This is a genomic window from Mycobacterium sp. NTMscope_MAC_12 (assembly GCF_976985675.1).
This window is the reverse complement of record NZ_CDRJYY010000001.1, coordinates 2,126,752-2,152,417: the sequence shown is the minus strand read 5'-3', so window position 1 is coordinate 2,152,417 and position 25,666 is coordinate 2,126,752. Positions and strand designations below refer to the sequence as shown.

General features: G+C 67.1%; 26 protein-coding genes. 14 read left to right on the top strand and 12 right to left on the bottom strand.

Annotation, left to right across the window (positions count from 1 at the left end; all coding sequences use genetic code 11):
* The first annotated feature begins 18 nt into the window (after positions 1-18).
* Complete coding sequence (locus AC0KS4_RS09830; RefSeq protein WP_225326801.1) at positions 19-1,086, top strand: DoxX family protein; 1,068 nt, start codon at positions 19-21, stop codon at positions 1,084-1,086.
* 19 nt (positions 1,087-1,105) lie between these two features.
* Here AC0KS4_RS09830 and AC0KS4_RS09825 read toward each other — a convergent pair whose 3' ends face one another.
* The 5 genes from AC0KS4_RS09825 to AC0KS4_RS09805 form a co-directional block, all read right to left on the bottom strand.
* On the bottom strand, positions 1,106-1,684 hold the full coding sequence (locus AC0KS4_RS09825; protein WP_238957977.1) for an AAA family ATPase: 579 nt from the start codon (positions 1,682-1,684) through the stop codon (positions 1,106-1,108).
* A gap of 25 nt (positions 1,685-1,709) precedes the next feature.
* Positions 1,710-2,099 carry a ParD-like family protein gene (locus AC0KS4_RS09820; RefSeq protein WP_238957976.1) on the bottom strand — a complete coding sequence of 130 codons (390 nt, stop codon included), beginning with the start codon at positions 2,097-2,099 and terminating at the stop codon, positions 1,710-1,712.
* Positions 2,100-2,166: 67 nt separating this feature from the next.
* The gene (locus AC0KS4_RS09815; RefSeq protein ID WP_238957975.1) at positions 2,167-2,661 is read right to left on the bottom strand and encodes a gluconokinase; all 495 of its coding nucleotides are present in this window, start codon (positions 2,659-2,661) and stop codon (positions 2,167-2,169) included.
* The gene (locus AC0KS4_RS09810; RefSeq protein ID WP_238957974.1) at positions 2,658-4,661 is read right to left on the bottom strand and encodes an ecdysteroid 22-kinase family protein; all 2,004 of its coding nucleotides are present in this window, start codon (positions 4,659-4,661) and stop codon (positions 2,658-2,660) included. Before AC0KS4_RS09810 ends, AC0KS4_RS09815 begins: the two co-directional genes overlap by 4 nt.
* Before the next feature lie 18 nt (positions 4,662-4,679).
* On the bottom strand, positions 4,680-6,194 hold the full coding sequence (locus AC0KS4_RS09805) for a carboxylesterase/lipase family protein (protein WP_225326806.1): 1,515 nt from the start codon (positions 6,192-6,194) through the stop codon (positions 4,680-4,682).
* A 76-nt stretch (positions 6,195-6,270) separates the two neighbouring features.
* On the opposite strand from AC0KS4_RS09805, the gene AC0KS4_RS09800 reads away from it, so the two are divergent.
* Positions 6,271-6,951, top strand: coding sequence for a hypothetical protein (locus tag AC0KS4_RS09800; protein ID WP_225326807.1), 681 nt, complete (start codon positions 6,271-6,273; stop codon positions 6,949-6,951).
* Between the two features lie 91 nt (positions 6,952-7,042).
* On the opposite strand, the gene AC0KS4_RS09795 is transcribed toward AC0KS4_RS09800, so the two are convergent.
* Positions 7,043-8,266 carry a cytochrome P450 gene (locus tag AC0KS4_RS09795; RefSeq protein WP_238957973.1) on the bottom strand — a complete coding sequence of 408 codons (1,224 nt, stop codon included), beginning with the start codon at positions 8,264-8,266 and terminating at the stop codon, positions 7,043-7,045.
* A 92-nt stretch (positions 8,267-8,358) separates the two neighbouring features.
* Here AC0KS4_RS09795 and AC0KS4_RS09790 point away from each other — a divergent pair, with 92 nt between their 5' ends.
* Positions 8,359-8,988, top strand: coding sequence for a TetR/AcrR family transcriptional regulator (locus tag AC0KS4_RS09790; protein ID WP_238957972.1), 630 nt, complete (start codon positions 8,359-8,361; stop codon positions 8,986-8,988).
* A 12-nt stretch (positions 8,989-9,000) separates the two neighbouring features.
* On the opposite strand, the gene AC0KS4_RS09785 is transcribed toward AC0KS4_RS09790, so the two are convergent.
* The 4 genes from AC0KS4_RS09785 to AC0KS4_RS09770 form a co-directional block, all read right to left on the bottom strand.
* Complete coding sequence (locus AC0KS4_RS09785; protein WP_238957971.1) at positions 9,001-9,621, bottom strand: hypothetical protein; 621 nt, start codon at positions 9,619-9,621, stop codon at positions 9,001-9,003.
* 111 nt (positions 9,622-9,732) lie between these two features.
* Complete coding sequence (locus tag AC0KS4_RS09780) at positions 9,733-10,551, bottom strand: mycofactocin-coupled SDR family oxidoreductase (RefSeq protein WP_275254809.1); 819 nt, start codon at positions 10,549-10,551, stop codon at positions 9,733-9,735.
* A 1-nt stretch (position 10,552) separates the two neighbouring features.
* The gene (locus AC0KS4_RS09775; RefSeq protein WP_238957969.1) at positions 10,553-11,635 is read right to left on the bottom strand and encodes an NAD(P)H-dependent amine dehydrogenase family protein; all 1,083 of its coding nucleotides are present in this window, start codon (positions 11,633-11,635) and stop codon (positions 10,553-10,555) included.
* 62 nt (positions 11,636-11,697) lie between these two features.
* Complete coding sequence (locus tag AC0KS4_RS09770) at positions 11,698-12,486, bottom strand: SDR family NAD(P)-dependent oxidoreductase (RefSeq protein ID WP_225326812.1); 789 nt, start codon at positions 12,484-12,486, stop codon at positions 11,698-11,700.
* A 209-nt stretch (positions 12,487-12,695) separates the two neighbouring features.
* On the opposite strand from AC0KS4_RS09770, the gene AC0KS4_RS09765 reads away from it, so the two are divergent.
* On the top strand, positions 12,696-13,295 hold the full coding sequence (locus AC0KS4_RS09765) for a TetR/AcrR family transcriptional regulator (protein ID WP_225326896.1): 600 nt from the start codon (positions 12,696-12,698) through the stop codon (positions 13,293-13,295).
* Between the two features lie 7 nt (positions 13,296-13,302).
* Here AC0KS4_RS09765 and AC0KS4_RS09760 read toward each other — a convergent pair whose 3' ends face one another.
* A complete protein-coding gene (locus tag AC0KS4_RS09760; protein ID WP_238957968.1) occupies positions 13,303-14,406 on the bottom strand; it encodes an NAD(P)H-dependent amine dehydrogenase family protein in 1,104 nt (367 codons plus the stop codon).
* A gap of 388 nt (positions 14,407-14,794) precedes the next feature.
* Between AC0KS4_RS09760 and AC0KS4_RS09755 the strand changes: the two genes are divergently transcribed.
* The 10 genes from AC0KS4_RS09755 to AC0KS4_RS09710 all read left to right on the top strand — a co-directional run bounded on the left by AC0KS4_RS09755 (position 14,795) and on the right by AC0KS4_RS09710 (position 23,036).
* Positions 14,795-15,442 (top strand): hypothetical protein, encoded by a 648-nt coding sequence (locus tag AC0KS4_RS09755; RefSeq protein ID WP_095532428.1) that lies wholly within the window; start codon positions 14,795-14,797, stop codon positions 15,440-15,442.
* Positions 15,443-15,661: 219 nt separating this feature from the next.
* The gene (locus AC0KS4_RS09750; protein WP_238957967.1) at positions 15,662-17,191 is read left to right on the top strand and encodes a nitric oxide reductase activation protein NorD; all 1,530 of its coding nucleotides are present in this window, start codon (positions 15,662-15,664) and stop codon (positions 17,189-17,191) included.
* A gap of 22 nt (positions 17,192-17,213) precedes the next feature.
* Positions 17,214-18,008, top strand: coding sequence for a CbbQ/NirQ/NorQ/GpvN family protein (locus AC0KS4_RS09745; protein ID WP_238957966.1), 795 nt, complete (start codon positions 17,214-17,216; stop codon positions 18,006-18,008).
* 17 nt (positions 18,009-18,025) lie between these two features.
* Positions 18,026-18,154 (top strand): hypothetical protein, encoded by a 129-nt coding sequence (locus AC0KS4_RS09740; protein WP_007770904.1) that lies wholly within the window; start codon positions 18,026-18,028, stop codon positions 18,152-18,154.
* The gene (locus AC0KS4_RS09735) at positions 18,151-18,876 is read left to right on the top strand and encodes a hypothetical protein (RefSeq protein WP_238957965.1); all 726 of its coding nucleotides are present in this window, start codon (positions 18,151-18,153) and stop codon (positions 18,874-18,876) included. Before AC0KS4_RS09740 ends, AC0KS4_RS09735 begins: the two co-directional genes overlap by 4 nt.
* A gap of 13 nt (positions 18,877-18,889) precedes the next feature.
* Positions 18,890-19,321 carry a hypothetical protein gene (locus AC0KS4_RS09730; protein WP_238957964.1) on the top strand — a complete coding sequence of 144 codons (432 nt, stop codon included), beginning with the start codon at positions 18,890-18,892 and terminating at the stop codon, positions 19,319-19,321.
* Positions 19,318-20,367, top strand: a complete 1,050-nt coding sequence (locus AC0KS4_RS09725) for an NAD(P)H-dependent amine dehydrogenase family protein (RefSeq protein ID WP_238957963.1) — start codon at positions 19,318-19,320, stop codon at positions 20,365-20,367. Before AC0KS4_RS09730 ends, AC0KS4_RS09725 begins: the two co-directional genes overlap by 4 nt.
* Positions 20,364-20,786, top strand: coding sequence for a VOC family protein (locus AC0KS4_RS09720; protein ID WP_238957962.1), 423 nt, complete (start codon positions 20,364-20,366; stop codon positions 20,784-20,786). Before AC0KS4_RS09725 ends, AC0KS4_RS09720 begins: the two co-directional genes overlap by 4 nt.
* Before the next feature lie 205 nt (positions 20,787-20,991).
* Positions 20,992-21,789 (top strand): SDR family NAD(P)-dependent oxidoreductase, encoded by a 798-nt coding sequence (locus AC0KS4_RS09715; RefSeq protein ID WP_238957961.1) that lies wholly within the window; start codon positions 20,992-20,994, stop codon positions 21,787-21,789.
* A 20-nt stretch (positions 21,790-21,809) separates the two neighbouring features.
* A complete protein-coding gene (locus AC0KS4_RS09710) occupies positions 21,810-23,036 on the top strand; it encodes a cytochrome P450 (protein WP_238957960.1) in 1,227 nt (408 codons plus the stop codon).
* Here AC0KS4_RS09710 and AC0KS4_RS09705 read toward each other — a convergent pair.
* A complete protein-coding gene (locus AC0KS4_RS09705; protein WP_238957959.1) occupies positions 23,033-25,642 on the bottom strand; it encodes a sugar epimerase family protein in 2,610 nt (869 codons plus the stop codon). The genes AC0KS4_RS09710 and AC0KS4_RS09705 overlap by 4 nt on opposite strands.
* Positions 25,643-25,666: the final 24 nt, after the last annotated feature.

Here is a 25,666-nt window from a genome sequence, read left to right as displayed (position 1 = left end):
TCGGGTAATACACGGGCCATGGTGATCAGGAGAATCGCGCGACCCCTGTTGTCAGTCGCATTCATCGGGCAAGGAGTCAATTCACTACTCAACCCCAAATCCGCGGCCCAGGCGGCGGCCCCGGCGGTGGACGGCTTGCAGGCGTTGCCGGATTCGGTGAGCGGCAACATTCCGAGCGACCCCGAGACGGTCGCCCAAATCACCGCGGCCGTCCAAATCGGCGGAGGCCTGCTGCTCGCCACCGGCAAGCTCCCCCGCATCGCGTCGGCCGCGCTGGCGGTGACGGTGTTACCGGCGAACCTCGGGGCGCACTCGTTCTGGAACGAAAGCGACCCGGCGGCCAAAGCCCAAAAGCGGCAGCAGTTTCTGACCGATCTCAGCCTGTTGGGCGGACTGTTGATCGCCTCCGCCGACACAGCGGGCAAACCGTCACTGGGGTGGCGCGGGCGCCGGGCGGCCGAACGGCTCTCGGAGCGGGTCTCGTCGGCGTGGCCCGGATCCGACGATTCGGCCTTCGAAGGCGAGTTGTCGGAGCTGGGCGACCGGATCGCACACGGCCTGCACGTCGGCGCCGAACGCGGCCGCGAGTTGGCCAGCACCGCGGCGGAGCGGGGCGCGCCCTACGCCGAAGCCGCACTGGAACGCGGCCGCGAATTGGCCAGCACGGCAGCGCAACGCGGGGCGCCCTACGCCGAAACCGCGCTGGAACGCGGCCGCGAGCTGGCCAGCACCGCGGCCGAGCGCAGCAAGCCGCTGGCGAAGAAGGCCCGCAAGCGCGGTGAGGAATGGGCCGACGAGGCCGCCGACCGCGCAGCCTATCTGGCCGAGAAGGCGCGCAAACGCAGCGAAGAGCTGGCCGATGAGGCCGCCGATCGGGCCGCACCACTGGCCAAGAAGGCACGCAAACGCAGCGAGAAGCTGGCCAAGAAGGCACGCAAGCGCAGCGAGAAGCTGGCCGACACGGCGAGGGCGCGCTCCGAGGAGCTCGCCGAGACCGCACGCAAGCGGGGCAGCCACTTGGCCGACACCGCGCGCGAGCGCGTCGGCGGGCAGGTCGAGACCGGCCGCCGCAAGCTGTCCTGGTAATTGCATCGCGCTGGTGCAGCTACTCCGTCCAGCGCTTCTGCAGGATCTCCGGAGCCCACGCGGGCCAGTCGGGGCGACCGATCGTCATGCCGCCGCTGAGGCGGGCGACTATGCGCGGCCCGCGCAGCCGGCTGTTGTCGTAGACGGTCGCGACGTCAGAGAGCGCGAGGGCTTCGGCGACCGGTGTCCACAAGCGGCGATGGCGCTCGCGAACCTTGGTTTCCGGCACGTCATGGCCGCCGGCCCGCACGCGGTGCCGGACACGTTCGACGGCAAGGTCTTCCGGGATGAGCATCGCGTGCAGGACGACGGTGAAGTCCGCGCGATGGGCGGTGTGGATGAGGTCCAGCTTCGACGGGTGGGAAAACACGGTCTCCGCGATGAACGACCGACCCAGGTCGATCAGCTTCGCGCGGGTGTCGGCGGCGACCTGCGCGGCCTCGTAGGCGCGCCCTGCCGCCTCCCCCGGCCAGCGCTGCCGTGCGATTTCGTCGGCGTTGACCACCGGGCTGCCGGGCAACAGCGGCGCCAGGGTGAACGCGATGAAGGTCGACTTGCCGGCGCCGTTCGGGCCGACCACCAGGTCAAGTCGCTCCATCGGGCCGCGCCGGGCGAACGCCGGGTCAGCGCCCGCGCGCCAACACCGCGGCGGAGCCGTCGGGCCGGTGCTCGACGACGTCGCCGTCCTCGTTGAGGGCGACCGTGGTGACGCCCTGCCCGGCCAGCGTCGCCCCGTAGTTGGCGTGCACCAGGCTTTCTTCGATGGCCGCCGAGATCTCGGCGTCGAACACCACGCCCTCCTCGACGGTGAGTTCGCCGGTCGCGAGGTGGCCCGCGAGCGCGGCCTCGACCCGCCGCCGCGAGGCGGTGTGCTGGCTGGACACCGCGCGCCCGACTCGCGCCCAGTGGTCGAGTTGCTGCTTGGCCGAACGGCTCTGGCGGGCGCCTTCTGCCGCGGCGCTGTCCATCAGGTCGGACGCCACCCGGGTGACGCGATCGAGAGCGTCGGCCATGCTTCCTCCGTCATGCAGCACACCGTTACGAGTTGTAGCACAATGCTACACCGGCGCGTATCCCCTGCTAGCGGCGCTGTTTCAGAACGGCGTCGATGATCGCGTCGACATCGCCTCCGGCATCGACCGTCATGCCGGCCTCGTCGGGGCCGAGGGCCTCCAGCGTGTCCAGTTGCGAGCGCAGCAGCGCGGCCGGCATGAAATGGTCGGTCCGGGCCGCCAGCCGGCCGGCGATCAGTTCCGCCGAACCGGACAGATGCAGGAACTCGACGCCCGGGCAGTGCGCGCGCAGCCGGTCGCGGTACTTCCTTTTCAGCGCCGAACAGCTCACCACCCCGCCGTCGCGGTGAGCCGCCAGCCATTCGCCGACCTTGTCCAGCCACGGCGAGCGGTCGTCGTCATCAAGCGGGTGGCCGGCCGCCATCTTGGCGACGTTGGCGGCCGGGTGCAGGGTGTCGGCGTCGACGAACGGGACCCGCATGCGTCGCGCCAGCGCCGCACCGACGGTCGACTTGCCCGATCCGGAAACGCCCATCACCACGACGGGGGCCGATCCGCTCACCCGGTGTGTTCGCCGAGGTTGCGGTTCCATTCCAGCCAGCCGACGCCGTTGCGCCCGTCGGCGGTGGTGATCGTGGCCCACACGCGGGGGAACTGGCTGACCCGCCCGTCCGCGGCGACGAGCCGGACCGGCGCCTGGCCGCGGACGTCCACCTTGGCGGTGAGCTCCCCCGGGTTGAGCGTCAGCGTCGCATCCACTGGTAACCCGTTGCCGGCGAAGGACTCTCGTGAGTCGACGGTCTGTAGCTCGGTGACCCGGCCGTCGGCGCCCTGGGTGTAGCCGATGCTGAACGCCGGCGCGCCGGGAATGCGGATGTTGACGCCGTGCAGATGGGTGCCGTCGTCCAGGTGCAGCGCGCTCCAAATCCAATCCATGCTCCACCAGTCGCGCACACCCCAGGAATGATCGCGCTGGCCGGGCACCGCATCGAGGCGGTAGCTGGTGTCGCCGATCGTGACCGTGCCCGAGACGGTGCACGGAATCTCATACCGCGTCGTGACCCCGTACTTGTACGGGGTGCCATCGGTGTCCCACACCAGGTTCATGGTCATCTCGACGGGCATGCCGGACTCCCCGCGCAACAGCGCCGCCGGGTCGGAGTGCTCGTGACCCCGCGCGCGCACGTCGACGCGGTAGCTCTGCAACGGCGTGCCGGCGGAGTGGCCGAGTTCGAACTCGTCGCTGCGCACCGTCCACGGGTCCGGGGGCAGCGGAACCTGCGCGTCGACGGCGACGGTGGGTATGCCGGGGCCGCACAGCAGCACGTGAACCCATGCGGTCTGCTCGTTGGCCACCAGGCCGAGGCGGAACCAGCCCCCCAATCCCTGTGCGCTGTCGGCAAAGTCGGCGTACCAGCTCTCGCTCCACAGCGGTTCGGCGGTGGGATCGTGGGCGAGTTCATCCTCGGGCACCGGTTGCAACGGCTCGGCCGGCACCGCGGTCGGCAGCGTCGCCAGCGCGTCCGTGTCGAGGACGTGATCGCAGTGCCGGCGCAGCATCGTCATGAACATCTGGTCGCCACGGTCGGTGCGCTCCACCAGCATCGAGGAGACGATCGCCATCATCACGCCGAAAAAGCTCTGCCGGCGCACGCCGTCGGCGACGTCGGCCAGGGTCAGGGGCGCGTCGGGCCCCAGCGCCTCGTGGTATGCCCGCAGCAGCGCGTCGTAGTGCTCCCGGCGGTCCTCGGGGGGCAGCGCGCAGCCGAGGAAATAGGACAGGTCGGTCAGTGCGGGGCCCCAGGACACGGTCTGCCAGTCGACCACCGTCAGCGCGCGGTCGGCGCCGGCGGTACCGAACAACATGTTGTCCAACCGGTAGTCGCCGTGCACCAAGCCCTGGATCTCGGACGCCTGGGCGTCTTGGGCGAGGTAACCGTCGAACGCGGCCACCAAGCGCTCGCACACCTCGCGGTGCTCCGGGGCGATCTGGTCGCCGTAGCGGTCGACGAATCCGGCGTACAGCGGGGCGATCATCGCCTGGTTCAGCGGCGCCTCGCGGTTGAGCCACGGCGCTTCGGCCAGCGAGACGTCGCCGAGCAGCGGCCCGTGCAGCCGTCCGAGTTCGACGGCACCGAGGCGGGCCTGTTCGATTGTGGCGCCGGCGATTTCATCACCGACCACGGCCGGGCCGGCGTCGCCCAGCAGCAGGTCGAACACGCCCGTCGAGGTGTCGACCGCCGCGTGGTAGCACGGCGCGATCGGCCCGCCGAGCCGCGGCGCGATGTCGCCGTAGAAGCGGACCTCCCGCTCGTAGAGTCCCAGCGCCAGCCCGGTCTGTCGGCTCACCGGGTCGGTGGCCGCGACCTTGAGCACCACCGATTCGGGCCCGCCGTCGGCCTGCGCGTAGTTGAGCCGGATGCGGTAGCACTCGCTCATCTGCCCGGTGCCGATGCGCTCGACCGAGAAATCGGCGATGGGTCCGGTGCCGATCACCGCGGCCAACCAGGAGGCGGTGAGATCACTGGGGGTTTCGATGACTTGCTCGGTCTCGGCGTGCATGAGGGTCAGCGTGCCAGGTCAATGCGCGAGTGAGAAGCCGTCCCAGGCCATCCGGCGTTGCGGGTGGGGATCGAACTCGACCCGGGATTTCCGGTCGAAGACCATCACGGCGCGATCGGCGGAGTTGTACGCGGGCCAGTCCTCGCCCGGGACGCCGGTGCGGCTGAAGGCGCGCCAACGCCGTTGCACCTGGTTGCTGACCCGCAGCGCCGCCCGCCGGTCGGCCGCCGCGGTCAATAACGCGCCAAACCTGGTGCGGTAGACGTCGAAGACCGCCAGCAACTCGGTGGCATGGGTGGCGCCGAAACCCGACCAGCGCAGCGTGCGCGGGGCGTAGTCATACCGGTAGAGGTAGGTCGGCGCGTGCGTGCCGTGGGCCTCGGCGATCTGCCAGGCCGCCGAGCCGAACGCGAAATCACCGCCGAGCTGGATGCATGCCGCACGTTCGGGGTAGTCCGGGTACGCGGCGGTAATGCGTTGGCGGATAGCGGGTTCCGCCTCGGCCAGCAGCTCTTCGACCATCGATTCGTTGGTCGGCAGCATCGCCAGGAATCGGGTGAACAGCCGACCCTCCTCGGCGTTGGTGCCGACAATGAGGGGCACCGGATGCGCCTCACCGCGCCGCATCGCCTCGACGGGATCCATCGGCAGCATGTCATCCCCGACAACCGGACCAATCGGGAAGGCGCCCAGCCTGTTCTGCATGCCCTCGTCGATCAATGCGTGCTGGGTTCGCACCAGTTGGGCCGCGGACGCCCGCATCAGCGCGTCGGCGGCATCCTGCTTGCGCACGCCCAGCAGACCGACGAAGCGGTTCGCGAACTCGGCGGCAACCTCTTTCGACCGCACCAGACCCGAGGCGGGACTCTCCGAGATCGCCCGAGCGAACAGGCCTTCGGCGGAAGGCACCGCCAGCAGGGAGGCGGTGATACACGCGCCCGCGCTCTCGCCGAAAATCGTCACGTTGTCCGGGTCACCGCCGAATCCGGCGATGTTGTCGCGCACCCACTGCAACGCCAGCACCAGGTCGCGCAGGTACAGGTTGCTGTCAATGGTGATCTCGGGCGTCGACAGCGACGAGAAGTCCACGCATCCCAGAGCGCCCAGCCGGTAGTTCACCGACACGTACACGCACCCCCGGCGTGCCAGCGGGGCCCCGTCGTAGAGCGGTGTCGCCGAGCTGCCCAGGAAGTACCCGCCGCCGTGGATGAAGACCATCACCGGTAGCGGCCCCTCGGCGGCTTCGGGTGCCACGACGTTGAGGGTGAGGCAGTCCTCGCTCATCGGCTGATAGCGGCCTCCCAAACCCGACAGGCCGAGCAGGGTGTACCGGCGCTGCTGGGGCGCGCAATTCGCGAAGCCATGGCAGTGCCGCACCCCCGACCACGGCGCCGCCGGCTGCGGCGCCCGGAAGCGCAGGTTTCCCACCGGTGGACGGGCATACGGGATCGACCGCCACCGATTGACCCCGTCGCGGGTGAAGCCCTCGACGGTGCCGGTGGCCGTGCGTGCGCGGACAGTCCGGTGATGCATAACCCGACGGTAACCGACATGACGGCGTTAACGCGCGCGCAGCGCCTTAATTGGCCGCGGCGGTTAGCCTGACTGCATGCGGATAGCTGCGATGATCGCCGCGTCGTTACTGGTCGCCGGGTGCTCACACACCACGGGCGGCCACTCGGAGTCGACGCCTAGCACCACCCCGACATCCGCGGGGGCCGCCGCCGGCCCGTCGGAAAGCAAGACGCCGGGAGCGGCCGCGGCGCCGGCCGCCGGCGCCGCGGTCTCCGACGTCATCGCGTGGATAGAGGCGGCCCACCCCGCCGATCCGGCTCGCTATCACACGGCCACCCGCGACGGTGTGGCCACACCCCTGGGCGGCGACATCGCCCTGGCGGGAGCGGGCGGCAAAGTCTCCTGCATGACGGATGCCCCACACACCGGCGGCGCGCTGAATTGCCTGGTGAACCTGACCGCTCCGGCGCCGGCGCCCGCGACCGCCTATGGCGAATGGCAGGGCGGTTGGGTCACTTTCGACGGGGTGCGCCTGCAGGTGGGAGCCGCACGGGCCGACCCCGGTCCGTTCGTCAACGGCAACGGACCGGAACTGCCGAGTGGGGATTCGCTGTCGTTCGGTGACTATCGGTGCCGCGCCGACCAGGCGGGCCTGTATTGCGTGAACTACGCGCATCAGTCGGCGGCGCGTCTGGCGCCCGCCGGCATTCAGCCCTTCGGCTGCCTGAAGTCGGTGCCACCGCCCGACGGGGTCGGCGCGGCGTTCAGCTGCTGAGGCTTTCGCTGCCCAGCGTCGACTTGTTGCGTGAAATTCGCGCCAACAACTCCACGCTGGGCGGTGGTGGTGTGCGACGCGGTGGTGGTGATCACCAGGTGACCGGGAGCTCCTTCATGCCGTAGATGTCGGCGTCCTTGAAACGCAACTCCTCCGGCGGGACCGCCAGTTTCAGCCCGGGCAGCCGCCGCGCGAGGGCGGCGAACGCGACCTGCATCTCGACGCGTGCCAGGTTGGCCCCGATGCACTGGTGCACGCCGTAGCCGAAACCCAAGTGCCCGCGCGTGTTTCGATCGATGTCGAAACTCTCTGGATCGTCGACGAATTCGGTGTCCCAGTTCCCGGCGGGCAGGTTCATCATCACGAACTCCCCCGCCCTGATCAATTGGCCGCCGATCACGAGATCTTCGGTCGCCACGCGGTCGACCTGGCTGTGCACGATGCTCAGATAGCGCATCAGCTCTTCGACGGTGTTCGCGATGAGGGCGGGATCGTCGGTGTGGCCCAGTCGCTCGAAGGCGCTTGGATGCTGTAGCAGCGCAACGGTTCCCAGCGAGATCATGTTGGCGGTGGTCTCGTGGCCGGCCTGCATCATGATCACACTGTTCATCGCCGCGGTCGCGTGGTCGAGTTGGCCCGTCGCGACGTACTCGGTGATCATGCGGCTGATCAGATCGTCGCCGGGTTCGCGCTCCTTGCGTTGCACCAAATCCTGGATGTAGGCGTACATCGCCCCGAAGGCCTGTCCCTTTTCCGCCTCGGACGTCTTCTGGTCGAGCCCGGCGGTGGTGTTGCGTTGGAAGAGCTCGAGGTCTTCGGGCGGCACTCCCAGCAACAGCGCGATCACCAATGATGGCACCGGCAAGGCGAATTCACGGACCAGATCTGCAGGGGGCCCCACGGCGATCATCTCGTCGAGAAAGTGGTCGACCGTCTCCTGGATCTGTGGCCGCATCGATTCGCAACGCCTGAAGGTGAAGTTGCCGGTCATCATCCGACGGATCCGATGATGCTCGGGATCGTCGGTGCGCGCGAACATCACCACGACCTTGTTGTCGGCGTCCGTGGGCATGATGGCGTCCGGAATGGTCTTCGCGGACAGCCGCGGATCAACCAGCGCCGCCCTGATGTCGGCGTAGCGGCTCACCACCCAGACCGGATTGCCGTGGAACATCGCCTGTCGTAAACCGGGCTCGTCCCGCCAACTCGCGAACTCTACCGGCGTTGCGAGCGGGCACCGCGCGGGACGCGGCATCGGCAGTGCCGGCAGATCGGCATCGGAGCAGGAGTCGGACGTCTCGAAAGATATTGACATAAGCCGCGTTTCCCATTAAATGTCAGTTATCTGCCAGTTGTAGAGCGTAAAGCGACGGCTGTCGGTAGTCAACCGTCAGTTACGCTGTCACAATGACCGCGGTGGAAGACCGGCCGTTGCGGGCGGACGCGGCGCGCAACGTCGAGCGCATACTGCGCGCGGCGCGCGAGGTTTACGGCGAGTTGGGCCCGGACGCTCCGGTGGAGGCGGTCGCCCGCCGCGCCGGCGTCGGCGAACGAACCCTCTACCGCCGGTTCCCCGGCAAGGCGGACCTCGTCCTGGCGGCGCTGGAACAGAGCATCGCCGAGGATCTCACCCCGGTGATCGACCGCGCCCGCCGCGCAAAGGATCCGCTACGCGGCCTGACCCAACTGATCGAAGCGGCGATCGCGCTCGGCGCCCGCGAACACAGCCTGCTGGCCGCCGCACGCCGGGCCGGGTCCCTCACGTCCGACATCTCGGTGCCGCTCAACGCCGCACTCGCCGAGCTTGCCCGCGAAGGCCAGCGGCTCGGCAGGATCCGCGCGGATCTGGTCAGCGACGACCTGCCTCGCCTGATAGCGATGCTCTTCAGCGTGCTCTCGACGATGGATTCGGACAGCGACGGCTGGCGACGCTACGTCGCCCTTGTTGTCGACGCGATATCGGTCGATGAGCGACGGCCATTGCCCCCGGCGGCCGAACTGCGCTACACGCTGCAGCCGGACGGCTGGCCACTCTGAAAGACCGCCCGATCAATTAGCCGGCAGGCCCGCCTTGACCGCAGCGTCCTGTTTGCGAGCGAGATCAAGCAGGATGTCGGCCGGCGTGGGATTGCCTATGACACAGTCGGATTCCAGGTCGACCATGGCCCTGCCCTCGACGAATACCGCCTCGGAGATCTCCATCGGGTTGGCCGGGTCGCTGCTCTGCCCGATCACCATGAACCCGTTGGAGCCGACATCGATGGGCTGCTGCTGCCCGTTGACCTTCTTGCCGACGACGTCTCGCATATTCGCCGCCGTCTGGTCGGCCGTCGCCGCATCGGGAAAGACGGCGACCGTGTCGACGATGGTGCGCTTGCCGTCGGGGTTCTTGAAGACCTGCCCGACGCCGACGATGCCGCCCGGATTCTGACTGGGCGGCCCGTCAGCGGTGGCGCGGGGGCCGACGTCGGCGGGCTTGATAAGCAACGAGCTGTAGTCCGCCGGCGCCCCCGGTGACAGCGAGGGGCTCGACGACACGGCCGAACTCGACGACGACGTCGAGCCCGATGGCGCCGTCGAACTCTTGTCCTCGCCGCAGCCCGCCATTGCAGCGCTGAGCAGCATCGCGGTGGCCGCCAGACCGACCGCGGACGTCCGGACGTTGGTCATGAGCCCTCCTTGTTGCGGTCAGCTATTTGTATCCCTTACCCCGGCGCGACGCAGCACGAACACGCAAACTTTGTGGGCCGCCGGGCAAATCCGCATCGGGCGAGTTTCGCTTCAGTTGATGGTCACGCCCGCGTCGACCTTGAACTGCAGACCCGTCACGTATCTGGACTCGTCCGAGAGCAGGAACAGGACCGCGCTGCTCACGTCGGCGGGTTCGACGGCGGGCGTGGGCATCGCGTTGACGAAGATGGGGATCAGATCGGACCGCTGCTCGCCCAGGAGAGGCCCGAACGATGCGGGGACCATTCCGGTGGGGACGCCCGTGGGAAGCACGGTGTTGACGCGCACGTTCTGTGCCGCGAGTTCGTTCGCCAAGGCCAGGGTCAAGCCGACGACGCCGTGTTTGGCCGCCGTGTAGGGCGTCTGCAGCGGAAAGCCCTTGAGGGCGCCGGCCGAGCTGATGTTGACCAGGCTGCCTCCGCCCTGCTCGAGCAGGTGCGGTATCGCGGCCGCGCAGGTGTTCCACACCCCGATCAGGTTGACGTCTACCACCGTGCGCCACTGATCGGCAGTCGTCTTGTCCCACGGCGCCACCGTCAACACGCCGGCGTTGGCGACCGCGCCGTCCAGCCCGCCCAGTGCCGCGACGCCGTCGTCGACCGCATCGCGCAACTGTTCGTCGTTACGGACATCCACGACGTAGCTCATACAGCGACGGCCGAGTTTGCGCACCATCTCTGCCGTTTCGTCAAGCTCCTGCCTTGTGGCCAAGGGGTATTCGATCTGCGGCAACGATTCGCAGATGTCCAGCACGATGAGGTCCGCGCCTTCCTCGGCGAGCCGCAACGCATGGCCGCGGCCCATACCGCGGGCGGCGCCCGTGATCAGAATGCGTTTACCGGCGACGCGTCCTGGAGCCGCGGTGGTCAGTTCAGTGCTCGTTCCACATCAACCCGCGCATCGTCGCCGAGAGCGGGATGTCTTCGACACCGATCAGCCCCGGGGGCGCGTTGCACACCCAGTCGATCGCGTTGACCGCCCGCCCCGCCGTCGAAATGCACCCTGCGTCAGTGGAATCCAGCAACGGATGGGAGACGTGGGTGTTGATCTCCACGCGCGGCTCGCCCTCCACGACGACGCGGTGCACCCCGGTATGGCCCTCGGGTGGGAACTCCCAGTCGGGCGCGGCGGCCGGGGTGAGCCTGGTGACGTGCTCGAGGGTGATGACCGGTTCACCGTCGCGCACGCCCTCGGTGGCGAACCGGACCGCGGCCATCTGCCCCGGCTCCACCGTCATCATCGTGCACTCGATGCGTTCTGGCGTATACCACGGTTCGCAGCGCTGGCGCACGTCGTCGAGCTCGATGTCGAGATGGTCGGCCAGACTGCGGACCTGACCACCCCACATCGCCACGATCACCCCGGGCAGAAACATCATTGGCGTGTCGTCGTCCGGCGTGGTTCCGAATCCCATTGCCGCACCTGTGAACTCGGCATCGTCGTAGTTGCCGTAGTCGAAGATCTCCTGCACGGTGATCGACGAGATCCGCGTGGTCAGGCTAGCCGCCGAATGCACCAGCGTATCGCCGGAGAAGCCGGGGTCGATGCCGTTGACGTAGAGCGAGGCGTTGCCTGCCGCGCACGCGCGCTCCAACGGCTCTCGCAACCAGTCGTCGGCATGGCGGGGCGTCACCAGCCAGACCATCGACGTACCAACAACGTTGATGCCCGCCGCGAGAAACTTGGCCATCTGTTCGATGGCTTCCATGGGCCGCGTCTCACCCTGAGACGTGTAGACCACGCAATCGGCGCCAAGATTGAGCAGCGCCTCGATATCGTCGGTCGCGATGATGCCGGTCGGCTCGTCCAGCCCGCAGAGCTGCGCCGCGTCCTTGCCGATCTTGTCGGCGCTGGCGGCGTGCACGCCGACCAGTTCCAGATCCGGTCGGCCGATGATGGCCCGCAACGAATGCCGGCCCACGTTTCCGGTGGAGAACTGTATGACTCTGCGCACTTACCCTCATCCTTCCGACCGTGGGCGATGACCCATCATGACGCGTTGAATCGCGGTCCAGGTCAGTAATCGGGGATTGGCAGCGGCGAGTTGTTCGAGTCGATGCCGCCATCGACGTGGAAGATCGCGTTGGTCGCGTAGCAGTCGCGCGTGCACAGGTAGACCGTCAGCCGTCCGAGATCCTCGACGTCACCGAGCCGATGCAGCGGCGTGGCCTCCTGCATTTTCTCGAGCGACCCGGGCATCAAGTCCAAGCTGCCCCGTAGACCATCGGTGGCGAACGAACCCAACGCAATCGCGTTGACGCGGATCTTCGGCGCGAGTTCCTGTGCCATGGCGCGGGTGAGCGCCTCGAGACCGCCCTTCGCGACGCAGTAGGCCGTCAAGGCCCGGATGCCGAACCGGGCAGACCCAGACGAGATGTTGACGATGGATCCGCGCCCCGCCCCGAGCATGTGCGGGGCGACGAGTTGACTCATGATGAACGCGGATGTCACACACCAGTCGAAGGTGTGCCGGAAGTCTTCGTCGGTGATGTCCAAAAACCGCGCATAGGTGGAGCCGCCGACATTGTTGACGAGAATGTCGATGCGCCCGAACCGCTCCATGGCCGTGTTCACGACGCGCTCTCCGTCGGCACGACTCATCGCGTCCGCCACGAGCGCCAACCCCTTGCCGCCGGAGGCCTCGATACCCTCAATCGTGCCAACGATATCCGCCTCGGTGCGTGCGGTCCCGACAACGGTGGCGCCGGCCTCCGCCAAGACCCGGGCAATGCCCGCCCCGACACCCTTCCCGGCGCCCGTCACGATCGCGACCTGCCCATCAAGCTGGAACTGTTCCAACGCCATGCCGAGCTCCTTCGATCGCGCGTGGTGTGCGCCGTTCAATCTATGAACCAAGCTGACTAAAGTCAACGAATCTGCGCAATCGACGTCGGTAACGCCGCCGATTATCTGAGAATGATCAAGTTATGCAAGCCTTTCTGGTGCGGACACGGCATAATGAGCCGTTGAGCCCCGCAACTCTCGCACGAGTCGGGTCAACCGTGAGGAAAGAAATGGCTGTGACGGATCGGCTGTCGGCACGAGAAGCAAAGCGCCTGCAGACGAGGGAGCGATTGATGGGCGCCGCGATCGCGGAGTTCGCCCGAGCCGGCATGGCCGAGGCCGATGTCAGTGCCATCGTGGCCGCCGCAGGAGTCGCGCACGGGACCTTCTTCTTCCACTTCCCCACCAAGGAGCACGTGCTGCTGGAGCTCGAGCGCCGCGAAGAGGATCGCATAGCCAAGCAGTTCGCCCAATTCCTGAAGTCCAAGCACGACCTTGCTTCCGCTTTGAATGAGGCGGTCCGCCTGGTGGTCGGGCTGGAACGTCGGCTGGGCGATCGGCTCTTCAATGACTTTCTCGCGCTGCACTTCTCCCAAACCCGCCCGCAGACCGAGGACGGCCGAGATCACCCGTTGATCGTCTTGGTGGCCCAGGAAATCGCGCTGGCGCAGGAACGCGGTGAGACCGATCGGCACGTCAATCCGATGAACAGCGCGGTGTTCTTCTTGCTGGGCCTCTACGCCCTGTTGATCACCACCAACCATTGGCCGACCGGCCACACCCTGCTGGAAGACTTCGTCGCGAGGACGTTGCGAAGTTTGAAGCCCTGACCCGCCGCTAGGGCCGTATCACGCCACGCAGCGGCATCAGCCCGAGTTCCTTGTGTGACATGAACCCCGGTGGAGCGTCGCAGACCGCGGGTATCGCGTTCGCCGGGCCCATCGCGGTCCAGGTGTAGCCGGGCAGCGCGTAGCCGCCATTCGGGTCCTGTGCCCCCTGCAGGATCAGCTCGGTGGAGGAATCGCCCTCGATCACGATCCGGTAGTGGTAGTGCTGGGGCCAATCCTCCTGCGGCTCAATGGCGTCGAAGGTGTCCATCGTGTAGATCTCGTGAAAAGCGATGAGGGGCTTACCGTCCACCCACGCCGTCCACTTGTGATGCTGGCGGGCGACGGTGCCCTTCTTGATCACGCCCTTGAAGCCTGGCATGTCGCTGGCTTCCCCTCCCTCGAACGGGATGTCGCGCGTGGCAGTCCCGAGTTCTACCTCAGTCGTGTATTTCTCGACTGTTTTGCCCATTCCCTCCACAACCATGGCCATCGACTGCGCGAACAAGGGCCATGCCTGCCCCAACAGATTGGGGCCATCCTCGAACCCGGCCGGATCGCTTCCCATTCCCATCTCATACAGGTACTTGAGGGTGTCCCGCCCGAAATTCACCACCTCGTAGATGTGAATAGTGTCGATCTGACTGACGATTCGGGCCAGCGTCAGGACGAGCAGGTCTCCAGCGAACCCCGGGTTTACACCGCCGGCATGAAACGACGTCCCACCCTCGTGGCACGCGGCATCGATCTTGTCGATGTCCGCCTGACTGTGCTCAGTCCGATACCACCACGCCCCACCCGACGCGACGACATTCTTGCCACCGCGCAGTAAACGACACACTTCATCGGGGTCGGACCATAACGGCGCGTAGAACACGCAATCGGCATCGAGTGCCTCGATGGCATCCTTGTCGGTGGTCGCCCGCACACCGGTCGGCGGCTTGCCGCAGAGCTCACCGGCGTCCTTGCCGACCTTCTCCGGACGATTGCACAGGACTCCGACCAGTTCATAGGCCGGGTTGTGCACAAAATGACGCAGCGCGATCGTCCCGACATTGCCGACGCCCCATTGGATTACGCGATACTTCTTCTCGGCCGGCGACTTGAGCGTCATCGCTACTCCTTTGCATGGCCAGAACGCCTGCGCGCTCGCTGAGCGTAGGCTTCGGCCGAAGGGCGTGTCAACGATTACCAGCTGACTTTCGTCAGTGCTAGCAGGTGGGCGCCACGCCGCGGGCAGCGGCGCCCACCACGCCTACTGGCCCTGCGGCACTCGGTAACTGCCAGAATACGGGCGGACTCCACCGAGACATCGCCGTCGACCTCGTCCGCTACTTCTGCTGACTGTAGTCAGCCTGTTATAGTGCACTCGCCGATCCAATCAGTGTCGATGGCGGGGAGGGTTCGTGAATTTGCCGAAGCTGCATCAGCGCGATTCCGGGATAGGTGCAGCCACCGGATCGCCCGGCTCCGCCCCGCCTGGTCTGGCCATCGACGAGCACATGGAACGCTCACAATTGGCGCAGCGCCGGGCCGACAAATGGCTCATCTCCGGCAGTCTGCTGATCGGCACCGCAGCCCTTGGCATCTTCGGCCTGCCGCTGTTCTTGTGGGGCGTGCGGCTGCTGCGCCGGGCGCAACGCGACGGCCTCTCGGTGAGGCCGATGCTCGTCACCCTGCTCGGCTACCTCGTCATCATCGACGCCGCCATCAACACCGTCGGCTGGGCCCTTGATCTGGTGGCGAACCACACCATTCTGGCCCGCGTCCTGCTCAACGGCTGGGGCAACATGTTCGACGCCGGCTACTTCTGGCACTACAACGAGCTGTGGGTCGGCGGCGCGGCGGGACCCGGCGAGAAGGCCCTGGAGGTCGGCCTCATCCTGACCGTTTTCACCATGCGGATCGCCGCGGCCATCGGCTTTCTGCAGATGAAACGATGGGGCCACCAATGGATGGTCATCACCTGCTGGATGGGCGTGGTCATCTGGATCACCTACGTGTTCAACATGACCATGTTCGCCGACGTGCGCTTCGCGGGCGTCGTGCTGCCGGTCGTCGGCTGGTGGCTCTACGACATCTTCTACATCACCCCGTTCCTCGCCATCCCCTATCTGCACACCGTCAACCGCGAACTCTTCTCCGACTGAAATGCCGTACGCGCCTTCGGTTCACGAGAGTTCTCGACACCTCAGCACGCATCACCTGACCACGTCACCGAGGAGGTCACATCGTGGGTTATGTCTGGGAAATTCTTCGCTACGTCGCCGCGTGGGGCGGCACCGGACTGATCATCTGGTTCTGGTACTGGCTGTTCTCCAACATCGGCACGTTCTGAACCGGGGTTCGGGGAGCGCGGGATTGGGCCGATGACTGAGCATTCCGACGGCCACGCGATGGCGCTGGAACGCAGTTGCGCGGTGACGGCGGTCGCGCTGAGCGAGCAGCGCCGCGAAGGCGTGCGGCTCGTCACCGGCGAGCGGCGGGGCTTCGGGTTGAACGCGGGGCTCACGTTCGTCCATGTCCCCTACCCCGCCGCCCCCGACTGGACCCGCAGAACCCTGACCTGCGGCGTGGCCCTGCAATGCTCGCCATCGAAGGAACGCGTCACCGAATTTCGGCTGAACGAGCTATCCGCGCGCGAACTGCGCGCGCTCACGCTGGTCGAAGGCGGCGTCGCCCTCGGCTGGATCGCGTCGCGGTGGCCCGGCCTGCTTCCCGAGGTCCAACGGCTGCTCCCCGGCGTCCACCCCGAAGCCGCGGACATGGACGGCGCCCAGATGCTCGATAGGGCAATCGGATTGGCGGCCACCGGCCGGGAGTTGGCGATCCCTCCGCTGTTGGGTGCCTTGCCGCTCGCCTACACGGCGCCCCAGGGATTGACCGATAGGTTGCGACGCAGCTTCGGGCGGATGCCGTGGACCGCCACGCAGAAGCGTCTTCCGCGGCCATACTCGGTTCCGGTCGGCGGTGATGGGGGTGTCCGCAACCCGAACCTGCCGCCGCCGAGCCGGCCGCAGGACAACGATCTCGACGTCACACCCCAACACCGGCCCGGGATTCCCTATCCCGAGTGGAACATGTGGACACAGCGATTCATGCACGACCACGTCGCTGTCGTCGAGCACGCCGACGGCCGGCGCCTGCGCCGTCCGGTGCCGGTGGCCGTCGACGTCCGCAAGTGGTTCGAAGAGCACACCCACCGTGCAATGACCAGCCGCCTCGAAGACGGCTCGGACCTCGACGTCGACCAGTACGTCAACCACTACATCGACCTGACGACGGGCGAGGCCAAGGAGCCGAGGGTGTTCCGCGACCTGCTGCCCAGCAGCCGCGACGTCGCCACCGCACTGCTGCTCGACGGCAGCTCGTCGCTGGGGGTACACGGGGGCCGCGTGTTCCAGCTCGAATTGGCCTGTGCCGACGCGCTTTCGCGTGCCATGACGCTGGCGCGCGAACGCCATGGCGTTTTCGTGTTCACCGGCAACACCCGTCACCGCGTCGAGGTGCGGTGCCTGAAGGACTTCGAGGACCGCCGGTTCGTGCCGCCGAGCGGGCTGGGCCTGGCCACCCGCGGCTACACCAGACTCGGTGCGCCGCTGCGCCATTTGACGAGCCGGCTGCTGGCCCAGGCCTCCGAGCGGCGCCTGCTGATCATCATCGGGGACGGGCTGATCTCCGATGAAGGCTACGAGGGCCGTTACGCCTGGGCCGATGCCGCGCACGCCGTCGAGGAGGCCAGCGAGGCCGGGGTGTCGATGTATTACGTGGGTGTCGGGCCGACCCGGGTCGACCCCCTTCCGGAGGTGTTCGGGCCGCGCCGGTCGCAACGGATCCGGCGCATCGAGGAATTACCGCGGGTATTGGCCCATGTCCATCGCGAACTGGTCGCAGCGTGAATGCCGACCGATTAAGGAAAAGATGACCACCGACACATATTTCGCCAACGGCAACGAAGTTCAGCTGTTCGAACACGCCTTTCAGCGGCGCCTGCCGGTGATGCTGACCGGCCCGACCGGGTGCGGCAAAACCCGGTTCGTCGAACACATGGGCTCGCTGCTGCAGCGACCGGTGGTCACGATCAGTTGCCACGACGACCTCACCAGCTCCGACCTCGTCGGCCGCTTCATGGTGACCGGCGGCGACGTCGTCTGGACCGACGGCCCGCTCACCCGGGCCGTCAAAGCCGGCGCGATCTGCTACCTCGACGAAGTCGTCGAGGCCCGCCACGACTCCTTGGCGATCCTGCATTCCCTGACCGATCACCGACGGTCGTTGTACCTGGACCGCGCCGGCGAGGTGGTGAAAGCCCCCGAAGAGTTCATGCTGGTGTGTTCGTACAACCCGGCCTATCGCAGCTCACTCAAGGAGCTCAAACCCTCGTTCCGCCAACGGTTCGTCACGCTGGCGATGCACTATCTGCCGCCCGACCGCGAAGCCGACGTGATCGTCGCCGAATCCGGAATCCCGTCGGCCACCGCCCAGCGGCTGGTCGGGTGCGCGGTCGCGATCCGCACCGCCGACGAAGCCTTCCACTTCGAACCGCCGTCGACGCGGGTGCTGGTCACCGCCGCCCAACTGATCGCAGCCGGCGCAACCGAATTGGACGCCGCCGACGCGTGCATACTCGCGCCGCTGAGCACCGATGGCGCGGTCACCGACGGTCTGCGTGAAGTCGCGGCAGCCAGCCTGGCCACCTCGAACAGTTCGCCCTAGGGAAAGGAGCAACCGGCATGGACCGACAGGAGGAGAAGCGCAAAAGGGCGCTCATCATCTTCCAGATCTTCATCTACGGCTATCTGCTGGCGATGTTCGGAGTCCAGCTCTACATGTCGTTCGCGCGGGGATGGTGGGATCTGTGAATGTACCGCTGCTGAAACGAAATTCGGGAGACGCGCCGGACCGTACCGACGCGTCGCGCAGCCTCGAGGACCACCACGACGAATCACGCCAGGCTCAGCGCCACGCCGACAAGTGGATGATCGTCGGCGCCGCCCTGATGGGCATGTGGGCGCCAGGCCTGATCGGATTTCCCATCTTCATGCGCGGGGTGTGGCTGCAGCGCCAGGCCCTGCGCGCCGGGCTGTCCGTTCGGCCCATGATCGTGACCCTCATCGGCTATCTGGTCCTGATCGACGGAATGCTCAACAGTCTTGGGTGGGCGCTTGACCTGGTCGCCAACCACACGCTGATCAACCGGGTGCTGATGGTCGGGTGGGGCAACATGTTCGACGCCGGCTACTTCTGGCACTACAACGAGCTGTGGATCGGGGGCGCTGCGGGCCCGGGCGAAAAGGCCTATGTGGCAGGCCTGATCCTCACCGTCTTCTCGATGCGGGTGGCCGCGGCGATCGGGTTTTTACAGACGAAGCGCTGGGGCCACCAGTGGATGGTCGTCACCTGCTGGATGGGCGTGGTGATCTGGTCCGCCTACGTCTTCAACATGACCATGTTCGCCGACGTGCGCTACGCCGGTGTCGTGTTCCCGGTCATCGGATGGTGGCTCTACGACATCTTCTACATCACCCCGTTCCTCGCCATCCCGTACCTGCACACCGTCAATCGCGAAATCTTCTCCGACTAAAAGGAGCAGTGCCATGACTAGTCCTTCCGCACCGACCACCACCGAAGGCAAAGACCCGGCCACCGATCTCGAGCCGGGGACGACGCCCTACTACGCGCGCATGCACACCTGGATCAAGCGCGCCGTGCTGGTGTGTCTGGTGGCCTTGGTGATCGAGGGCGCCTTCACGCTGCCGTTCATGGCGGTCTACTACGGCTACCCGACGCTGAGCCTCACCCAGATCTGCAGTGAGCTGCTGAAGATCCGGTACTCCAACGACACCCTGGAGTGCAAGTACCCCTACCCGCCGTTCGGACCCCCGGAGGGCGCCGAGGGCAAGGCCACCGCGCAGGACGTCTGGGGTATCCAGCCGATACCGAAGTACCACCGGCTGGGGTTCCGCGAGCTCGTCAGGATTCACGACGAACGGCTCGCCCGCCAAGCGCAGGCGGCGACGCACCCGTGACCTATCGGGTCGTTCAGTGGACGACCGGTAACGTCGGCAAGAGTTCGGTGCGGGCGATCGCCGCCAACCCGACGCTGGAGCTTGTCGGATGCTACGCCTGGTCGCCGGAGAAGGCCGGGCGTGATGTCGGCGAACTGTGCGGGATCGAGCCGCTTGATGTGAAGGCCACCAACGATATTGAGGCGCTGCTCGCGCTCAAGCCGGACTGTGTGGTCTACAACCCGATGTTCCCCGACGTCGACGAGCTGGTCCGCATCCTGGGTGCGGGCATCAACGTGGTGGGCACCGCCGGGTTCATCACCGGGCATTTCCTCGGTGCGGGGCGTGATCGCATCGCGCAGGCCTGCCAAGAGGGCGGATCGAGCATTTTCGGCAGCGGCATCAACCCCGGCTTCGTCCAGCTGTTCGCCATCGTATCGGCGGGACTCTCTGAGCGGGTGGACAAGGTGTCGGTGCTGGAGTCCTTTGATACCACGATCTACAACTCGCCGGCGACCGAAATCCCCATGGGCTTCGGCTATCCCATCGACCATCCGGACCTACTGGCGGTCACCGAGAAAGGATCCGGGATCTTCCGCGACGGCGTGTTGCTGCTCGCCGACGCCCTCGGCGTCGAGCTCGACGAGGTCCGTTGTGAAGCCGAGTACGCCCAAACCGCCGAGGATCTGCACCTGCCCGGAGACTGGATCATCGCGACGGGCTGCGTGGCGGGCATCCACGTTCGCTGGAAAGGGATTACGGCCGGCCGAGAGGTCATCGAAATCGGCGGGCAATGGCGCAAGGGGCAAGCGCTGGAACCGGATTGGCCGCTGGACATGGGCTACACCGTCGAGGTGCTGGGCCGCCCGACGATCAAGACCACGCTGAGCTTCCTGCCACCGCCGGACTTCGAGGGCACGACCTTGGACGACTACATCATGTTGGGCCTCACCATCACCGCCGTGCCGGCGATCACCGCGATACCCGCCGTCGTCGCCGCACCTCCTGGCATCGTCACCTACAACGACCTCCCCCTGCTACTTCCCCGCGGAGTCCTGACAACATGACGACAACACAAGAACCCTCGCTCCATCACGTCGTGTTTGCCGTGGCACCGGAACGACATGAGGCCGTGACCCACATGTTCAGCGATCTGGGGTTCGTCTTCGAGCCGCTGCAGCTGGCCGAGCTCGGCCTGGACATTCACCTCGACTGGAATCGGGGCATCGAGCTGATCAGCCCGATCCCGGGGTCGACCGGGGAGGTCGCCGTTTCGGTGACCGAGTTCCTCGAACGCCACGGAGACGGCGTGTTCACCGTGGTCATCGGAGTCCCGGAAGCTTCCAGGGCCGACGCCGTCGCCGAGCGCTACGGCGCGACAACGCGTTTCCGGCAACACATGGAGGGCGAAGGCACCTTTCTCGACGAAAACGACGTGTCGATCCTGGGACTGCCACTGACATTCTTGGCGACCAACATTCCGTGATAGGAGGCGCCATGGCCGAGGCTCGTGACTCGAACGGTATTCCCGGGCTCGACTTGGACGATCTGATGAACGTCGTCGTGACCGAATGGTTAAGGCGGATAGCCCATTTCGAGCTGCCACCGGGATACCGGCCCGAGATCACGTGGCCGTCCCCAACCTGCTCCCCGCCGCGATTGCCGCTGCGGATCCTCACCACGGACAGGTCATGACCGAGCTTCGGTTCGACGGGAGGGTCGCGATCGTCACCGGGGCCGGCGGCCAGGAGCCCAGCCTCGGGCGCTCGCACGCCAAGCTGCTCGCCCAGCGAGGAGCCAAGGTCGTCGTCAACGACCTCGGCGTGGGACCCGACGGCCGAAACGTCCTGCGGGCCAACGCGGAGCAGGTGGCCGACGAGATCTGCGCGGCCGGTGGCGAGGCGGTCGCCGACCTGCACAGCGTCGCCGACGAGGACGGCGCGCGCCGGGTCGTCCAGACGGCGCTGGACGTGTGGGGCCGCGTCGACATCCTGGTGAACAATGCCGGAGTCTGCTTCATGGCGCACTTCGACGAAATCTCCGACGCCGACCTTCGCAACGTCATCGACGTGCACCTGATGGGGACCGTGTGGATGTGCCGGGCGGCCTGGCCCCACATGCGCGACGCCGGTTACGGCCGCATGCGGCATTTCAACAACCCGTCCGCCTTCACCAGGCTGATGGAGGATCACTTTCCGACCGGCCTGGTGTCACCCGCGGTGGCGTTCCTGGTTCACGAGAGTTGTCCGGTATCCGGAGCCAACCTCGAGGCGGGCGGGGGAAACGTGGGCATCCGGGTGTTCGGCCAGACGACGGGCATATATGACGCCGATCTCACCATCGAGAAGGTGCGGGACAACTTCGCGGCGATAACCGATACGTCCACGGCCAGGTTGATGCCGGATTTGCCCGACTCCGGTGAGTTGGCCCCCGGCGAGGCCATTTCGGCGCCGATCGAGGTGCTACCAAAGCGCTACCAACCCAGCTGATTTCGGTCCAAGGAGACACCATGACCGTCGACACCGCAGCACCCAGCGTCTTCGACGCCGGCCTCCCCACGCTGCACTACGACATCACCGACACCGTGCACCAGGTCGCCCCACAGATCCGCGAGGCGCGTAAGCGATCTCCGATCGCCCTCGGGCCGTTGGGACCCGAGGTGCTCGGCTACGAACTCGCCCGAGGGATACTTCGCGATCCCCGGTTCGTCTTCCCACCCGGCATGCACATGACGGCTCGCGGGATAACCTCCGGCCCTCTCTATGACCGGGTGCTGGGCACCATCCTCGGCATGGAAGGCGAGGAACATCGGCGCCTGCGCGGTCTGGTGTCCAAGGCCTTCACACCGCGGGCGTCGGCACGCATGGAAGACACCATCGAAATGGTGATCAACGAGTTGATCGATCAGGTCGCCGAGGCCGGCCGCTGCGACTTCGTCACCGACGTCGCCCGGCCCTACCCAATCCCGATCATCTGCGCGTTGTTGGGCGCACCGCCCGAGGACTGGGAGCAGTTTTCGCTATGGGCGGAGGACATTTTCAAGATCGTGCGGTTCGACTCCGACCTGGCGAACGAGCAGCACATCGTGATGCGGGCGTGGGATGATTTCGACGCCTACATCGACGACATGATCGCCGAACGCCGGAGCCGGTTGACCGACGACTTGATCTCCGAACTGATCCGCGCGCAGGACGACGGCGACCGGCTGAGCAACGCGGAGATGCGCATGCTGGCGTTCAGCATCCTGTCCGCCGGCACTGACACCACCCGCAATCAGCTCGCCGCGTGCATGCACGCGCTGTGCGATCACCCCGAGCAGCTGGCGATGCTGCGCGATGACCCCAACCTCGCGATGCCGGCCGTCGAGGAATGCATGCGCCATTCGCCGGCGGTCTGTACCACCCTGCGCACCGTCCTCGACGACGTCGCATTCGCCGACTACACCTTTCCGGCCGGCACCTTCATCTCAGTGAATACCTTTGCCGCCAACTGTGATCCGGAGGTCTATCCGCACCCGGACCGGTTCGACATCACCCGCGAGGACCCGCCGCCCATTCTGACGTTCGGCGGCGGTGCCCACTATTGCCTGGGCGCGAACCTCGCCCGAACGGAACTCGCCGGGGCGCTCAAAGTCCTCGCGCGGCGCATGACCAACCCGCGCCGCGTGGCGACGGCACAGTGGAAACCGATGCTGGGGTTGAGCGGGCCGGTCGGTCTGGAGATGGAGTTCGACTAGCTCAGCGCGTCGTCCACGGCGAGCTCCAGGACGTGGATTTCGCCCGTCGCGCCGTCGACCTCGACCAGGGCGCCCGGCGGCAACGACTTGGTCGCCCCCTGAACGTCCACCACACAGGGGAATCCGAATTCGCGGGCCACCACCGCGGCGTGGGACATCGGGCCGCCCAGTTCGGTCACGACGGCGGCGGCGTAACAGAACGCCGCGGTGTAGCCGACGTCGGTGACCTCTGCCACCAGGATCTCGCCGGGCTGCAGGTCGTCGATGGTGTCGGGGCGCACGATGCGCACCCGCCCGCGAACCCGCCCACCGCACACTCCGACCCCGCGCAGGGTGTCCCCGCCCGCCAGCGCGGGCGACGAGTTCGACGTTGGCTGCCAGCTTCCGCTGAACACCGTCGGCGGAGCCACCGCCACCAGCCGGCGTTGTTCCTCCCGGCGCCGGGCCACCAGGCCCCCGACATCTGCCGGTAGTGAATCGAGCTCGTCGACAAGCAGATAGAAGACGTCGTCGGCGGCGCCGAAGACGCCGGCCTCGACCGACCTACGCCCGTACTCGCGCAGCAGCGTGCGCAGCACCCAGTTCGCCCGCACCACTTTGTCGCGGCGGACTTCGCGGTCCCGCAGCTGCTGGGTGGCCAGCGCCGCAACAGGCTTGGCCCGCAACGGAATCCGAGCGCGCTGCGGCTCCGGCGCGGCCGTCGCGCTCATCGCCCTGGTCACCATCCGGACCAGCAGCTCGGGGTCGTCGGCGTAGCTGGTTGACAGCATCTCGAGCTCGGCCGGGCCGCGGTGACCGATCAACGCCAGCTCGGCGAGCAGCGCGGCGTGGAATTCCGGCGCCTCGACGGCCAGCTTGTCCAGCCGGTCGCCCGGTTCCGCCAGCAGCGCTGTCACTTTGGGGTCGCGCTGCGCGGCGGCCACCAACCGCTGCATCGCCTCGACCGAACGCGCGCTGACCAATTCCGGGCCGGCGGGCGCGGCGGTGTCGCGCCCACACAGACCGCGCAGCAACACGTTGAACGCCGCACACAACAGGAACGAGCCGGCCGCCAGCACCCAGCCGTGCACCACTTGGTCCCGTGCCAACGAGATCAGGCTCAGCAATCGACGATCGTCGAGCCGAGTGAGATCGCCGTCGGTCAAGCGCTCCAGGCGGTCGACATCGGCGACGAATTCGCGGGTGTCCAGGGGTGCGCCGGCGGACAGCCCGATCAGGTTGACGCCGAATACCCCGATGTTGCGGATGGTGCGCAGTCGCTTTCGGATGGGGCTGGTGTCGGCGTGCGGCCGCTGCTCACCGAAGATCGGCAGCGCCGCCATGCTGGGGCCGAAGAACCCGCTGTTGCTCACAACCGTCGTCGGCTTCACGAACGGCACCGTTTCGGCCATGAAGTGCGCGGTCGTGATGGCGCCGTACAGCCGGTGGGCGAACACCGCGACCATGCGCATGGCGATTTCACGCTGGATCAGCCCCCCGGGCCGTAGCCGCTCGGCGACGCAGACGGCGCTAGCCCGCAGTCCGCGAACCGTGGCCGACGCCGAGGCCGGCGAGAACGGGCCGGGGAGGGCCTCCGATAAGTTCGTGGCCAGAAAGGTGGGAAAGCGGGGGTCGATCGGCGTGTCGAATTCGCCGTTATCTCCCGCTGCGCCCGCCAAATTGGGTTTCACGCCGTCGCTGCTCGGCGCGTCGACCGAAGGTAGGTCCTGGATGTTGGCCAGCCGCCACGGCAGCGACACCACCCGCTTGCCCACGGTGACCCGGCCGCGCACCGCCAGCGCGAAATCCTCGATACACTCGCCGGATTCCCACGCCGGGCGGAATCCCCACTCGTCGCGCAACCGCGAGATGTCCATGAGTGGAGCGGCCTGCGCCAGTTCCAGCTCAGCCGGCGCGAATCCCAACCGGACGACCGGGCGGCCCACCGCGGCGGCGATCTGCCGGAATGTCACCTCTCCGGGGGCGGCGAGATTCACCGGGCCGCTGTCGATTCCGTTTTCCACGATCGCCCGGTTGAACAGCCGAAGCGCGTCGTCGAGGTGGACGACCTGCATGCGGCGATCGCTTGAGCGGGCGGGAAACACCGGCAGCGCCAAGATCCGGCGCGCCCAGTTGTCGACGCTTCGGCCGAGGATCAGCGCGGAGCGGATCGCGACCCATTCCCCGCCCGATTCCGCGAGCATGCGTTCGACCCGGGCATTGCACTGGCCGTCAACGGTGACCGGAGCCAAGGCGTCGCGTTCGGTGTTCGGCGCATCTCCCCCGCCGTAAACGCGCGCCGTGGACGCGAAAACGATTCGCCTGGCCCCGGTCTCGGCCATTGCGCCGAGGACGTTGCGGGTGCCGTCGATGTTGACCTGGTGGGCGATCCGTTCGTCGGGCCCCGGCGTGTTCACCCACGCGCAATGCGCGATGACTTCCGCGCCGGTCAGGGCCCGCTGGACCGCTGCCGCATCACGAACGTCGGCGTCCACGAAATCAGCTGCGCTCGGCCAGCTTTCGGGGCGGTGGCGGGCGATGCCGACGACGTCGTGGCCCTGGGTGAGCAGCCGCGCGGCCAGACCGCGGCCGAGAACCCCGCTGGCCCCGGTGACAGCAATTCTCACTGAATGCCTTTGGTGGTCATGGTG

Excerpts from the sequence above, each read along its gene's own strand:
- AC0KS4_RS09830 (WP_225326801.1), top strand. The coding sequence starts at position 19 with ATGGTGATCAGGAGAATCGCGCGACCCCTGTTGTCAGTCGCATTCATC.
- AC0KS4_RS09825 (WP_238957977.1), bottom strand. The coding sequence starts at position 1,684 with ATGGAGCGACTTGACCTGGTGGTCGGCCCGAACGGCGCCGGCAAGTCG.
- AC0KS4_RS09820 (WP_238957976.1), bottom strand. The coding sequence starts at position 2,099 with ATGGCCGACGCTCTCGATCGCGTCACCCGGGTGGCGTCCGACCTGATG.
- AC0KS4_RS09810 (WP_238957974.1), bottom strand. The coding sequence starts at position 4,661 with ATGCACGCCGAGACCGAGCAAGTCATCGAAACCCCCAGTGATCTCACC.
- AC0KS4_RS09805 (WP_225326806.1), bottom strand. The coding sequence starts at position 6,194 with ATGCATCACCGGACTGTCCGCGCACGCACGGCCACCGGCACCGTCGAG.
- AC0KS4_RS09800 (WP_225326807.1), top strand. The coding sequence starts at position 6,271 with ATGCGGATAGCTGCGATGATCGCCGCGTCGTTACTGGTCGCCGGGTGC.
- AC0KS4_RS09795 (WP_238957973.1), bottom strand. The coding sequence starts at position 8,266 with ATGTCAATATCTTTCGAGACGTCCGACTCCTGCTCCGATGCCGATCTG.
- AC0KS4_RS09790 (WP_238957972.1), top strand. The coding sequence starts at position 8,359 with ATGACCGCGGTGGAAGACCGGCCGTTGCGGGCGGACGCGGCGCGCAAC.
- AC0KS4_RS09785 (WP_238957971.1), bottom strand. The coding sequence starts at position 9,621 with ATGACCAACGTCCGGACGTCCGCGGTCGGTCTGGCGGCCACCGCGATG.
- AC0KS4_RS09770 (WP_225326812.1), bottom strand. The coding sequence starts at position 12,486 with ATGGCGTTGGAACAGTTCCAGCTTGATGGGCAGGTCGCGATCGTGACG.
- AC0KS4_RS09765 (WP_225326896.1), top strand. The coding sequence starts at position 12,696 with ATGGCTGTGACGGATCGGCTGTCGGCACGAGAAGCAAAGCGCCTGCAG.
- AC0KS4_RS09760 (WP_238957968.1), bottom strand. The coding sequence starts at position 14,406 with ATGACGCTCAAGTCGCCGGCCGAGAAGAAGTATCGCGTAATCCAATGG.
- AC0KS4_RS09755 (WP_095532428.1), top strand. The coding sequence starts at position 14,795 with ATGGAACGCTCACAATTGGCGCAGCGCCGGGCCGACAAATGGCTCATC.
- AC0KS4_RS09750 (WP_238957967.1), top strand. The coding sequence starts at position 15,662 with ATGACTGAGCATTCCGACGGCCACGCGATGGCGCTGGAACGCAGTTGC.
- AC0KS4_RS09745 (WP_238957966.1), top strand. The coding sequence starts at position 17,214 with ATGACCACCGACACATATTTCGCCAACGGCAACGAAGTTCAGCTGTTC.
- AC0KS4_RS09740 (WP_007770904.1), top strand. The coding sequence starts at position 18,026 with ATGGACCGACAGGAGGAGAAGCGCAAAAGGGCGCTCATCATCTTCCAG.
- AC0KS4_RS09730 (WP_238957964.1), top strand. The coding sequence starts at position 18,890 with ATGACTAGTCCTTCCGCACCGACCACCACCGAAGGCAAAGACCCGGCC.
- AC0KS4_RS09720 (WP_238957962.1), top strand. The coding sequence starts at position 20,364 with ATGACGACAACACAAGAACCCTCGCTCCATCACGTCGTGTTTGCCGTG.
- AC0KS4_RS09715 (WP_238957961.1), top strand. The coding sequence starts at position 20,992 with ATGACCGAGCTTCGGTTCGACGGGAGGGTCGCGATCGTCACCGGGGCC.
- AC0KS4_RS09710 (WP_238957960.1), top strand. The coding sequence starts at position 21,810 with ATGACCGTCGACACCGCAGCACCCAGCGTCTTCGACGCCGGCCTCCCC.